At 55.2% G+C, this 13,164-nt stretch carries 10 protein-coding genes and 2 pseudogenes; 3 read left to right on the top strand and 9 right to left on the bottom strand.

Features of this window, described 5'->3' with window-relative positions; all coding sequences use genetic code 11:
- Positions 1–105 precede the first annotated feature (105 nt).
- The 3 genes from rsuA to ACZ3HG_RS06775 all read left to right on the top strand — a co-directional run bounded on the left by rsuA (position 106) and on the right by ACZ3HG_RS06775 (position 2,715).
- A complete protein-coding gene (rsuA, locus tag ACZ3HG_RS06785; RefSeq protein WP_191932962.1) occupies positions 106–810 on the top strand; it encodes a 16S rRNA pseudouridine(516) synthase RsuA in 705 nt (234 codons plus the stop codon).
- Positions 811–840: 30 nt separating this feature from the next.
- Complete coding sequence (locus ACZ3HG_RS06780) at positions 841–2,043, top strand: Bcr/CflA family multidrug efflux MFS transporter (protein WP_465332414.1); 1,203 nt, start codon at positions 841–843, stop codon at positions 2,041–2,043.
- Between the two features lie 327 nt (positions 2,044–2,370).
- Positions 2,371–2,715 carry a YejG family protein gene (locus tag ACZ3HG_RS06775; RefSeq protein WP_244633618.1) on the top strand — a complete coding sequence of 115 codons (345 nt, stop codon included), beginning with the start codon at positions 2,371–2,373 and terminating at the stop codon, positions 2,713–2,715.
- A gap of 38 nt (positions 2,716–2,753) precedes the next feature.
- Here the strand turns inward: ACZ3HG_RS06775 and yejF are convergent, their stop codons facing one another.
- The 9 genes and pseudogenes from yejF to ACZ3HG_RS06730 all read right to left on the bottom strand — a co-directional run.
- Positions 2,754–4,310, bottom strand: coding sequence for a microcin C ABC transporter ATP-binding protein YejF (gene yejF, locus ACZ3HG_RS06770; protein ID WP_465332411.1), 1,557 nt, complete (start codon positions 4,308–4,310; stop codon positions 2,754–2,756).
- A 1-nt stretch (position 4,311) separates the two neighbouring features.
- Positions 4,312–5,337 carry a microcin C ABC transporter permease gene (locus tag ACZ3HG_RS06765; protein ID WP_191932959.1) on the bottom strand — a complete coding sequence of 342 codons (1,026 nt, stop codon included), beginning with the start codon at positions 5,335–5,337 and terminating at the stop codon, positions 4,312–4,314.
- Positions 5,334–6,428, bottom strand: coding sequence for a microcin C ABC transporter permease YejB (locus tag ACZ3HG_RS06760; protein WP_465332409.1), 1,095 nt, complete (start codon positions 6,426–6,428; stop codon positions 5,334–5,336). Before ACZ3HG_RS06760 ends, ACZ3HG_RS06765 begins: the two co-directional genes overlap by 4 nt.
- Positions 6,429–6,439: 11 nt before the next feature.
- Entirely contained in the window at positions 6,440–8,248 is a 1,809-nt protein-coding gene (locus tag ACZ3HG_RS06755) for an extracellular solute-binding protein (protein WP_191932957.1), read from the bottom strand.
- A 95-nt stretch (positions 8,249–8,343) separates the two neighbouring features.
- Positions 8,344–9,930: a cyclic di-GMP phosphodiesterase gene (locus ACZ3HG_RS06750; protein WP_465332407.1), complete on the bottom strand. Its 1,587-nt coding sequence runs from the start codon at positions 9,928–9,930 to the stop codon at positions 8,344–8,346.
- A 315-nt stretch (positions 9,931–10,245) separates the two neighbouring features.
- Positions 10,246–10,818, bottom strand: coding sequence for a bifunctional murein DD-endopeptidase/murein LD-carboxypeptidase (gene mepS / locus ACZ3HG_RS06745; protein ID WP_191932955.1), 573 nt, complete (start codon positions 10,816–10,818; stop codon positions 10,246–10,248).
- 508 nt (positions 10,819–11,326) lie between these two features.
- A complete protein-coding gene (locus ACZ3HG_RS06740; protein ID WP_191932954.1) occupies positions 11,327–12,034 on the bottom strand; it encodes a phosphatase PAP2 family protein in 708 nt (235 codons plus the stop codon).
- A 50-nt stretch (positions 12,035–12,084) separates the two neighbouring features.
- Positions 12,085–12,507, bottom strand: a pseudogene (locus ACZ3HG_RS06735) (GTP-binding protein); the annotation flags it as partial.
- A 68-nt stretch (positions 12,508–12,575) separates the two neighbouring features.
- Positions 12,576–13,053 (bottom strand): annotated as a pseudogene (locus ACZ3HG_RS06730) (CobW family GTP-binding protein); the annotation flags it as partial.
- Between the last annotated feature and the right edge of the window lie 111 nt (positions 13,054–13,164).

The raw sequence follows: 13,164 nt of genomic DNA, 5'->3' as shown, positions 1-13,164 counted from the left end.
GGCTTATCTGTTGACGTCTCCATTCCCGATGAGCGCCCTGCGCCACATCATAAGACGATTATCGTCCGTTTCCATTCCAAACTAATTACAGGCAGTGCAGAGTTAATGCGACTTGATAAATTTATATCCCAGCAACTGGAAGTCAGCCGTGTCATCGCCGGGCGTGAGATTCGTGCAAAGAAAGTGACCGTAGACGGTGACGTTGTACGCGATAGTGCATTTAAACTGAGCCCGGACAGCGCGGTTGAATATGATGGCAACCCGCTGCAACAGCAGCACGGCCCGCGCTACTTTATGCTGAACAAGCCGGTGGGCTACGTCTGTTCTACAGAAGATCCGGATCATCCTACGGTGCTGTTCTTCCTGGAGGAACCCTCGGCCTACAAGCTTCATGCCGCCGGACGCCTGGATATCGACACCACTGGTTTGGTGCTGATGACCGATGACGGTCAGTGGTCACACCGCATCACCTCTCCGCGCCACCACTGCGAGAAAACCTATCTGGTGACGCTGGAATCCCCGCTCAGTGATGACACTGCGCAGCAGTTTGCTGACGGGGTTCAACTGCATAATGAAAAAACGCTGACCAAACCGGCAACGCTGGAGGTGATCGACCCGCACCAGGTTCGCCTGACGATCAGTGAAGGGCGCTATCACCAGGTCAAACGGATGTTTGCTGCCGTTGGTAATCACGTTGTCGGACTGCATCGTGAGCGCATCGGTGCCATTCAGCTCGATGCTGACATGGAACCCGGCGAGTACCGGCCGTTAACGGAAGAAGAAATTGCCAGCGTCGGACTGACGCGCTAGTTAACTTTTTGTCGATCAAAGGGGCAGTGCGTGGCAAAAGATAAAAACTCGTCCACCGGGTTAGTGGTGATCCTCGGCCTGCTGGCCATGCTGATGCCGCTGTCGATCGATATGTATCTTCCGGCCTTACCGCAGATTGCGCGTGAGTTCTCGGTCCCGGCGGGCAGCGTTCAGATGACGCTGAATGCCTATATCCTCGGCTTTGCGCTGGGCCAGTTAATTTACGGACCGCTGGCAGACAGTTTTGGCCGCAAGCCGGTGATCGCGGCGGGAACGCTGATCTTTGCCATTGCCGCCGCCGCCTGTGCGCTGGCACAAACCATCGATCAGCTGATCACGCTGCGTTTCCTGCACGGCCTGTCGGCGGCGGCGGGCAGCGTGGTGATCAGCGCCCTGATGCGTGACAGCTACTCGAAAGAGGAGTTTTCACGGATGATGTCCTTTGTCATGCTGGTGACGACCATCGCGCCGCTGCTGGCGCCGATCGTCGGCGGCTGGATGCTACTGATCTGGAGCTGGCACGCGATTTTCTGGACGATTTCTGCCGCAGCGGTGGTCACCACGCTGCTGGTAGTGACCCAGATAAAAGAGACGCTGCCAAAAGAGAAGCGGCAGCCCTTCAGTCTGCGAACCACTCTGCGTAACTTCCTGTCGCTTTTCCGCCATAAGCGCGTGTTCAGCTATATGCTGGCAAGCGGATTTTCGTTTGCCGGGCTGTTTTCCTTCCTGAATGTCGGGCCGTTTGTCTATATAGAACTGAACCATATATCGCCGCAGGACTTTGGCTATTACTTTGCCCTGAACGTGGTATTCCTGTTCCTGATGACGCTGCTGAACAGCCGCTGCGTACGCCGCTTTGGCCCGCTGGTGATGTTCCGTTTTGGTCTGCTGATCCAGTTCTCGATGGGGGTCTGGCTGGTGGTGATCAGCGCGCTTAATCTTGGCTTTTTACCGCTGGTATTTGGCGTGGCGATGTTTATCGGCTGCGTGGCGATGGTCTCCTCCAACGCGATGGCGGTGATACTGGAGGAGTTCCCCCACATGGCCGGAACGGCATCCTCGCTGGCAGGGACGCTACGCTTTGGCGTCGGAGCGCTGGCGGGAGCACTGCTGTCGACCTTTACCTTCACCAGCGCCTGGCCGATGGTAGGCGCGATCTTTATCTGCGCCACGGTTTCAATCCTGCTGTTTATCTACGCTTCACGCCCTCGCCATACCCAGGCCGCTGGCTGACTCCGCATCAGGGCGACGACGTATCGTCGCCCTGCACGCGCAGGCTGCCTCGCCATGTTGCTTATTTGTAAAAACCTTACCTGAAAAAAGTAACAATATCGGTTTAAAAACGATTGTTATCGCGTCACGAACGCGGTAAAAGTAACAAATAAATGAGATCTTGCTCTCAAAAAAAGGCCGGAGACAGGTTTTTTTTCGTCAGCCGGTCACTGTCTGCAGGGTAAATAGTACCAGTTATTAGTAGCTTGAACGGCTGGTGCGAAATGATGATTTACCTTGTGAATTATTTGTGAAAAAATTGTTTAAAAATCGCTCTGGGGAACCCTGTTGAATACGCTACAACATTCGGTGGTACATCGTTTGCCGCAACGCTATCGCTGGTGCGCCAGCCCCATCGGGCAGGTGATCGAAGCGCAGGCGCTGAACGGGCTGAACAGTGAAGATGACCTGATAGGGCTGCGTCTGCTGAGTCATGACGGTGCCTGTGCGTGGGAAATCATGCAAAAAATTGAAGCTGCGCTGGCTGAGATCCAACTGGCCTGTTCCGTTGTCGAGTGGGAAGGGGAACCCTGCCTGTTTGTGCATCGCGACGATGAGTCCGCCACCACCTGCCGGCTGAAAAGCTTCGGCGTGGGTATTGCCGAACCTTTTCTTATTGACCGTCGTGCCTGAACGTCTGTCCCTCAGGCCAGTGCCAGCAGCTGTTGCGTTTAACTCTGCTGCGGTGCGCTGAAAATCGCCTCACACCCGCCCTGTTCCACCACTTCTCCCTGACGCAGTACCACCACCTGATGGCACAGCGACCGCACTACGCGCAGATCGTGACTGATAAAGATATACGCCAGTCGGTGCTGCTGCTGAAGCTTTTTCAGCAGTGCAAGGATCTGCTTCTGCACCGATCGATCAAGGGATGAGGTTGGCTCATCAAGGATGATCAGTTGCGGCTGCAGGATCAGCGCGCGGGCAATCGCGATGCGCTGGCGCTGACCGCCGGAAAACTCGGACGGATAGCGTTGACGTGTATCCGGATCCAGCCCAACCTCCTGCATGGCGGTGATCACCCGCGTCTCGCGTTCGGCTGCGTTCAGCTCAGGGTGATGTACCTGCAGGCCTTCGGCAATAATCTGCAATACGTTCAGCCTGGGATTCAGTGACGAGTTGGGATCCTGGAACACCACCTGGATCTGACGGCGTACCGGCAGCATTTCCCGGCGGTTCCACCGGTGCAGCGGCTGCTGGTTAAACCAGATTTCACCCTCCGAGTGCAGCAGGCGCAGCAGGGCCAGTCCGGTCGTGCTTTTACCGGAGCCTGACTCGCCCACCAGGCCGAGGCTTTCGCCCGGCCGCAGGGTAAAACTGAGGGATTTCAGAGCGTGATGGTAGCCCACCGTGCGCCTCATCAGCCCCTGCTTAATCGGAAAGGCGACAGCCAGATTTTCCACGCGCAACAGCGGCTCTGTGTGCGCATCTGCCGGGTCAGGCTGTCCTTCGGGTTCGGCATTCAGCAGCTGCTGGGTATAGGCGTGCTGCGGGGCGCTGAACAGCTGGCGAGTGGTATTGTGTTCTACCGCCTGCCCGTTGCGCATCACGGTGACGCTGTCTGCCAGACGCTGAACAATATTCAGGTTATGCGTAATAAACAACAGCCCCATATTGAGCTCCTGCTTCAGCTCTTTCAGCAGCGTGAGGATCTGTGCCTGCACGGTGACATCCAGCGCGGTAGTAGGCTCATCTGCGATCAACAGTTCGGGCTGGGTCAGCAGCGCCATCGCAATCATCACGCGCTGGCGTTCGCCGCCGGAAAGCTGATGCGGGAAATCGTTCAGGCGGCTGGCTGCCTGACGGATGCCGACGCGATCCAGACAGGTCAGCATTTCGGCCCGCGCCGCCTCACGGCGCATTCCGCGATGCAATGACAGTACCTCGTACAGCTGTTTTTCAATGTTGTGCAGTGGGTTAAGCGATACCATCGGCTCCTGGAAGATCATCGCGATGCGATTCCCCCTCAGCCCGCGCAGCGTGCGTTCATCGGCGTGCAGCACACTCTGTCCGTCAAAGATAATATCCCCCTGCGGGTAAACCACTGGCGGAGTGGGCAGCAGGCGCATCACCGACAGGGCAGTCACGCTTTTTCCTGAACCGGACTCGCCCACCAGCGCCAGCGTTTCACCGGCGTCCACCGACAGGGACAGCCCGTCCACTACCCGGCGCTCTTCGCCGCCCTGGCGAAAAGCAATACTGAGATCCTGAATGGTAAGCAGCGCCATATCAATACACCTTGCTCGGGTCAAAGGCGTCGCGTACCGCTTCACCAATAAAGATTAACAGCGACAGTAGGATCGCCAGTGAGAAGAACGCGGTCAGGCCCAGCCACGGTGCCTGCAGGTTATTTTTGCCCTGTAACAGCAGCTCACCCAGCGAAGGCGATCCCAGCGGCAGGCCAAAGCCGAGGAAATCCAGTGAGGTCAGGGTGGTAATCGACCCGCAGAGAATAAAGGGCAGGTAGGTCAGGGTCGCTACCATGGCGTTTGGCAACATATGCCGGGACATAATGCGCCAGTCGCTGACCCCCATCGCCTGTGCAGCCCGGATATAGTCAAAGTTACGGGTGCGCAGGAACTCTGCCCGCACCACGCCCACCAGGCCCATCCAGCCAAAGAGCACGGTGATACCCAACAGCCACCAAAAACCCGGCTGTATCACGCTGGAGAGCAGAATAATCAGGAACAGGGTGGGCATTCCAGACCAGACCTCGATAAAGCGCTGTCCCCACAGGTCGACCCGGCCGCCAAAGTAGCCCTGCACCGCCCCGGCAAAAATGCCTATCACGCTGGAAGCTACTGTCAGCATCAGCCCGAACAGCAGTGAGATGCGTGTGCCATACAGGATGCGTGACAGCACGTCGCCGCCGTTAGCATCCGTGCCTAACCAGTTTTGCGCTGACGGTGGCGAAGGGAAGGGCACCGTGCTGGCAAAATTAATCGTATCATCACCAAAGCGGATCGGGGCCCAGAGTGCCCAGCCGCTCTGACTCAGACGGGATTTCAGCCAGGGATCCTGATAGTCGGCCGGGGTTGCCAGCGGGCCACCGAAATCGCTCTCCTGATACTTCACCAGCAGCGGGAAGTAAGTGCGGTCCTGATAATGCACGATTAACGGCTTATCATTGGCCAGCAGCTCCGCGCCCAGGCAGACAATAAACAGCACGGCAAAGATCCACAGTGACCAGTAGCCCCGACGGTTATGGCGAAAACGCGCCCAGCGCGCCTGATTAATCGGGTTTAAACGGCTCATGAGCGGCCCTCGAAATCAATGCGCGGGTCAACCAGCGTATAGGTAATATCGCTGAGAATATTCAGCAGCAGGCCAATCAGAGTAAAAATATACAGCGTGCCGAACATCACCGGATAATCGCGCTGAATGGTAGCATCGTAGCCCAGCAGCCCGAGGCCGTTGAGGGAGAACATCACTTCAATCAGCAGTGAACCGGTGAAAAACATGCTGATAAAGGTGGCAGGGAATCCGGCGATGACTAACAGCATGGCGTTACGGAAGACATGGCGGTAGAGAATTTTTTTCTCGTCCAGCCCTTTAGCCCGGGCGGTCACCACATACTGCTTGCGGATTTCATCCATAAACGAATTTTTCGTCAGCATGGTGAGGGTGGCGAAGCCGCCGATGACCGTTGCCAGCACCGGCAGGCAGATATGCCAGAGATAGTCGGTCACTTTGCCATACCACGGCAGGCTGTCAAACTGCGGCGAGACCAGCCCGCGCAGTGGGAACCAGTCAAGGTAGCTGCCCCCGGCAAACACCACAATCAAGATAATACCGAACAGGAAAGACGGAATAGCATAGCCGATGATGATCAGCGTGCTGCTCCACATATCAAAGGCGCTGCCGTTGCGCACCGCTTTTTTTATCCCCAGCGGGATCGACACCAGGTAGATAATGAGTGTGCTCCACAGCCCGAGCGTGACCGAGACCGGCAGGCTCTCTTTGATCAGCTGGATCACTGAACTGCTGCGGAAAAGACTGTCGCCGAAATCAAACCGCACGTAGTTCCACAGCATGGTGAAGTAACGCTCATGCAGCGGCTTATCGAAGCCGTAACGACGGGTAATTTCTGCGATGACTTCAGGGTCAAGGCCGCGTGAACCGCGATACTCACCCTCTCCCGGGGACGCATTGAGGGCGCTGCGGCCGTGAGCCGATCCTTCCCCGGCGGCACCCGGCATCCCGGTAGTCTGGCCGAATTCAATATTGGCAATCGCCTGATCCACCGGGCCGCCCGGCGCGATCTGCACGATAAAAAAGTTAATGGTGATAATCGCCCACAGTGTAGGGATGATCAGCAGTAATCGACGAAGTAAATAAGCACCCACAGTCTGACTCCTTAGCGACGTTGCGCCGGCAACTGTGCGGCTTTGTTGACATCGTACCACCAGTTATCGAAACCCTGCGCATAGGTCGGGCGCGTCACGGGCATCGAAAACTTGTTCCAGTAGGCATAACGGTCGTTGGCGGTATACCACATCGGTATCATGTAATAGTTCCACAGCAGGACGCGATCCAGAACCCGGCCCAGCGTCAGCAGCGCCGGGGCATCGCCCTGATGCTGGTTAATGCGGGCGATCAGATCGTCAATCAGCGGGCTGCTGACGCCTGGCGTGTTGTAGCTGGAATCCATATAAGCGGTTGCCCAGTAAAACTGCAGGCCGGTATCCGGAGTCGGGAAAGCGGAGTAAACGGTTGGCAGCATATCAAAGTCACGTTTGCGCAGGCGTGCCAGATACTGCGAACTGTCCACCTGGCGTACTGACATGGTGATCCCGACACGTGACAGATTATGCTGGAAAGGCAGCACCCACTGGTCATTACCGCCGCTGCGCAGCAGCAGTTCAAAAGCAAAAGGCTTGCCGGTTTTGACGTTCACCAGGCGCTGATTTTTCAGCTCCCATCCCGCCTGCTTCAGCAGTGACAGCGCCTGGAGTAATTTGGGCCGGTCGTAGCCGGAACCGTCAGAGGTTGGTGGTTGATAGATCTGGTCTATCACCTCTGGTGGATACTGCCCCTTCAACGGGCCGAGGATTTCCAGTTCTTTAGCATCCGGGTAGTGACGCGCCGCGTATTCAGTATTCTGGAAATAGCTGTCCACACGTTTGTAGGCGTTATAAAACAGCGCTTTGTTCATCCATTCAAAATCAAACAGCAGGGACAGGGCTTCCCGCACCCGGCGGTCGGCAAACTGAGGTTTTTGCGTGTTAAATGCCAGCCACTGGGTATTGGTTGCCACCGTGTTAGGCAGCTCTTCTTTACGGATATAACCGCGATCGAAGTTAGTGCCGGTGTACTGAGTGGCCCACTTTTTCGCCGCCCCTTCGGTGCGGAAATCAAACGCACCGGCTTTAAAGGCTTCAAACGCCACGTTATCGTCCAGATAATAGTCATAGCGGATGGTATCGAAGTTATAGCGACCTTTATTGACCGGCAGATCCGCCGCCCAGTAATTTTTTACCCGGGAATAGGTGATCGACTGGCCCACTTTATAAGCGGTGATCTGATAGGGGCCACTGGATAACGGCGGCGCAGGCAACGGTTCGCCGAGGTTATGATCCTTCCAGAATTTTTCCGGAAATACCGGAGAGGCGAGCAGAGACAGTATCTTATCGCGGTCACCTTTTGGCAGATCGAAGCGCACGGTGAGGCGGGAGAGGGCTTTTGCCGTGACGCCTTTATAGAACACACGATACTGCGGCACGCCCTGGGTCATAAACATGTGGAAAGTGAAGGCCACATCCGCTGCAGTAATGGGTGAACCATCCTGAAAACGTGCGCGGGGATTGATTGTCACTTCCACCCAGCGAAAATCATCAGGGTAGCGGGCAAACTCCGCAATCAGTGGATACAGGCTGCCCACTTCGTCATCCGAGGAGGTAAACAGGTGGTCATAGAGTGATTCGGTGCCGACGCCCGGGCTGCCGCGCATCGCGAAGCGGTTGAAATTATCATAGGTACCGATGGCCGACAGGGTGACTCTGCCGCCTTTCGGCGCAGCCGGGTTGGCATAATCAAAATGGGTGAAACCCCCGGCATACTTCGCTACGCCGAGCTGGGCAAAACTGTCACTTTGATTGATTTTCTCGGCCTGCACGCTGGCCGCAAACAGGCTGACGATGACTAAGACAAAACACCGCATAATCATGGTTCAACAGACTCCCACCTGAAACAAATTGGTTAATTTCGCCAGCCTGGCAGTAAAACCACGATGACACAATGATATTAAAAGGGTTACCCCGGTCATTCCCGCGCCCCGCTAAGGGACGGGACGGGTTCCTGCCGATAATAGTCGACCAGCTGCGGCACGTTAAGCGGGCGGCTGAACAGGAAGCCCTGCAGGTGCGTAACGCCACGATTAATCAGCCACAGGGCCTGCCCGGCGGTCTCTACCCCCTCCGCGACCGTTTTAAGATTGAGTTTTTTCGCCAGCGTGAGCACGGCATCCAGTACGGGGGTATTCACTGTTTCCATTCCGATACTCTGCACAAAACCGCGATCAATTTTAAGGTAATCAAACTGGAATTTCTCAAGATAGATTAACGCGCTGTGGCCGGTGCCGAAGTCATCAATGGCGATGCGGATATTCTGCTGGCGGATCCAGTCAAATATTTTATCAGCGTTATTATCATTGACCATCGCACTTTCAGTGATTTCAAAGATATATTCAAAATGGTTTGGCGGCATCATGGCTATCCAGTCCAGCACGTCCTGGCGAAAGCTGGGGTGGCTAAGATGATGAGAGGACAGATTGACCCCCATCCGCGTCCCGGCCGGGGCCACCTTGCACAGGCGATGTGCATCCTGTGCCACCAGCGTAAACAGATGCCGGGTCAGCGGCACAATCAGGTTCTGCCCTTCGGCATAGCTGATAAACGAATCGGGCGGAATACGCCCTTCCGTTGGATGCGTCCAGCGCAGCAGCGCCTCCAGTCCGTAAGGCTTGCCGTTATGGGTTTCAATGACCGGCTGATACTCAACGTGAAACTCACCGCGCTTGATACCCAGCATGATCTCTTTGCCAGGGCGCAGGCGAAGCGTGAACAGCTGGAAACATCCGCAGGTGACTAACAGCCCTAACACCAGTCCGGCCAGCAGAATAACAGGGATATCACGCTGTGGCAGGGCATCGCCATACAGATAGAGGGTCAGGGGGTATCCCGGTATGGCGATGGTCCGCAACGCATGCTGTGGCAGGGCGCTTCGCTTTATGACCCGCTCACTCCAGCTGGTCATCGCACTCTCACCGGCCGCCATCGCTATGCCGCTGATTTGCTGATCGCGCGATGCCAGTAAAAGATAGGGGGTGAGGTTGATATTGAGGGTGGTAAAGACGCCGCTGCCTGGCTGTGCAGGATTTTTAAGCCACAGGACGATAGCGGGGTTGCCGCGCATCATCGGCGTACCCGGGATCAGACGAATATCCGTCATGTTGCTGATATCGGTATGGGGGGAAATCTGATGGATATCCATCTGCATCGGCCCGGTTGCCGAGGAACAAAAGGCATTATTCTTACTGACTAACAGAATCGCCCGCACGTTAGGGGCAAAGGCTGAACGCTGCGTGAGGTCGTTACGCACCTGCTCACAGGATGCCAGGGTGTGTGCCTGAAGGGGTTGCAGGGTACCGCGCAGATCAGCGAATACACTGGCCACATAACTCTGTGTATAGCTGGCAAGGCGGTCATGCTCTGCAGATCGGCGATTCCAGGTCAGCGTCAGCATGATGATGATAAACAGCAGAAAAAAGAGAAAACCTGTGGTTGTACTGAGAAAGACTATCTTGCGCGGCTGAGTCACCTGCCGCCTGACGGGGGTAGATAGTGGCATTCGGTGATCTCTCCCGTTTTCGCCGGTTTTATTATTATGGGTTGCGCGCCATTTTATTCTGGTGTCAGCCAGTGAGAATATAACGGAGGGGGGATTCTGTCTCTATCTTATTGTTGATAAGTCAACGCTTTTACTTTTACCCCCTCAGATTATCCTCAGGATGGATCGTCGCGGAACCGTTTTACGGCTATTCCTGAAAATATCGGGCGGGCAGACCGTCAGCAGGGCAGGTGAGGGGCGGGAATAAAAGACAAAAAAAACGCTGCCAGGGCAGCGTTTTCTTATCTCGTGTTCGCAGACTTCAAGGGAATGAAATCAGCTCTGCGTTCGGCTCAGTACCCGACGGGCATCGCGGTAGCGGTTTTTCCAGTAGGAGTCATTCAGGTTCGAAATCATCACACCGCTGCTTGTGGAGGCATGAACGAAGTTGTCATTACCGATATAAATACCGACATGACGACCCGTGGAGCCTGCACGGAACAACACCAGATCACCGGGGCGCAGTTTCGCGCGCTGGATACTTTTTCCGGTATCTTCCTGCTCATAGGTCGAGCGTGGGAGATCCAGACCAAACTGTTCACGGAAGGTAGTCTGGACAAACGCAGAGCAATCAATGCCACGCTTGCTGGTGCCGCCAAGACGATATCGTACACCTTTCCAGTCCGCATACTGGTCCATCAGGCGGGATTTAATATCCACATTCTGAACCATCTGTTCGAATTCATCCTGAGACGCTTGAAGTAAAAAACCGTTCTGGTTTTTAACTGCATGAGTATCAGTTTGTTCATTGTGTCCGCTGTTCGAACTACAGGCTGACAACAGTGTCGCTAATGCGACCGCGGGGAGCACCCGCAAGATATATCTCAGTATAGGTTGAGACTTGACCATTATTTTTGTGATCCCTTGAAGTCCTTAACGACGCAGTCGTTAGCAGAATTGCGAAACGAGACGAGATTAATTAGTGCCGGAGGGTAAGACAATTCGGAAAACGTTAAAATGTGTTATTGAGCACAATTTAAAATGTAACATACCGAAATACTTTAGCCATTTCGCCTAATCGAAGACGAGGTTACCCGATTACAAAGCGCATGGCGAGGGCTTTTGAGCACTTTTTTGTAGGTTTTTGTGATGTGAAATCATTAAGTAACGAATTGATTACAATATCGTCAATTATCAGCTTATCTGTTTGTGCTTAACCGCAACTTTGCTGCGACATGCCACGGGTCAAGCAAAAATCAGAATTATCTGGCTGGACAGGTGCGACTTTCAGGGGTTTGCGCTGAGATCAGGGTGGAAGATAAGGAGCTGGATCTCTCGTATTTTGCCGCCAGATGATTTCTCTGACGGCAGAGTGAAAGACGCAGCATCCTGTTATCTGCGGGCGGGAAATAAGGATTTATTTAACCGGTTTATATTTCCCCGGCAGATTACGGTACAGCCAGTTCACCAGATAATCACTGGCCGGTGTCAGCAACCACCAGCTCATGCCCACCAGCACTATAGACAGGGAACCCACCGCAATATCGGTAAACCAGTGTGCTCCAATCATCACGCGCGGCAGGGCAAAGACCAGCACAATCAGCACCGACAAGGCAAAGGCGCGACGGGTGAAGTACCGCAGCATAAAGCAGGCGAATATCATCAGCATCATACCGTGATCGCCCGGGAAACTGTCTGCCGAAGCGTCCTTGGTGGGGATGCCGGTGAGCTGAGTGACGTGATTCACCTGCGGGAAGAACTTCGTCGGACTGGCGTGTGATACCGGGATCTGATGACCAAGCTGGTTCAGGCCAACCGCCGTGATCAGCATGGTGATGCCGATAGCAAACATGCGGCGACGGCCCTGAGGCGTCTCCCGACGCCAGAAGTGCAGGTACAGAGCCCCCATAGCCAGAAGCGATACGCCATCAAACGCGCGGAAGTTGGTGATGGCCACCAGCCACAGCAGTACCTGGTTCGTCACCAGACGCTGGTTGAACCAGTAGAAAATAGTTTTATCCAGCGTGAACCACTGCCCGTGATCGACGGGCAGATACCAGGAGAAAAACAGTGCCAGGCCAAGCACATTCAGCAGCAGGATGAGTAATAAACGTTTAATAGTCATATCGTTTTAAGGTTTTTTTCAGGAAAGTCGCGCGTAGAGTATGCCTGACATTATAAACGAAGATTCAACAGAGCTGTTTGCAAATCATTCCAGTCGGCAGGTTCTTCATGAATGAGCTCTATTCTGCTGTCCGGCGGCGCAGACTGGCGGGTTTCAATATGGAAATCTGCGCCCTGGCGATTAATGCTCACCAGCCCTTCCGCGATACGCAGCACGCCTTTCACCCGCGATACCGGGGCCAGCCTGGCCCACTCCAGCAGACCTGTGGTAGCAAAAACCGTTTCACTGTCGAAGATCCAGCCGCAGGCGTGATATCCCTGGCCCTGATTGAGCGCGCGTCGCCAGCGGGCCGCGTCGTTCAGCTTCAGGGCGGCCAGGCCGGATCGGGCGGCAGAGTGATGGTGCGACGGGGCTGGCAATACCTGGAGATTGGTCCGGGGAAGGTCCAGCAGCGCCGGGTCAATCTGGCCGTGATCGGTAGCGATCAGCTGGCGCGAGGGCGCAGCATGCTGATGCCAGCGCCGGAGTACTTCCCGGTCAGTCTCTGCCCAGCGGTCCTGCTTATTGGCAATAATAATATCGGCGGCGGCCAGCTGGTCGCGAAAGTTCTCATTGTGGATGACCCGTTCATCCGCCAGCTGTCGCGGATCCAGCAGGCACAGCGTGGCGCGCAGGTCTATCCAGGGCTCATAGACCGCAGCTGACAACATATCGAGGATCTGTCTGGGATGCCCGAGTCCGGTGGGTTCAATCAGCAGCCGGTCAGGTTTGACCTGCGTCAACAGCCTGTTCAGCCCGACCTGCATCGGCAGGCCATTCACGCAGCACATGCAGCCGCCAGGGATCTCCTTCAGCACCGCCCCCGTCTCGGCCAGCAGCGCGCCGTCTATACCAATTTCGCCAAACTCGTTGACCAGTACGGCCCACTGTTCGCCCGCAGGTTTACCCGCCAGCAGATGGCGCAGGGTCGTGGTTTTGCCACTCCCCAGGAAGCCGGTGATCAGATTGACGCGGGTCATGTGCGCTCCTTAGTAAAACTTTAATGATATTTACTGTTCTTCAGCCGTATTTGTTTTCATCACGAGATGGGGCGTTATTGGCTAAGGTAAGAGAGAAAAGAAAATAAATGT

This window comes from Erwinia sp. PME.40.26/001, from assembly GCF_055556675.1.
The sequence above is the reverse complement of the archived record's forward strand: the minus strand, read 5'-3'. Positions and strand labels throughout refer to the sequence as shown.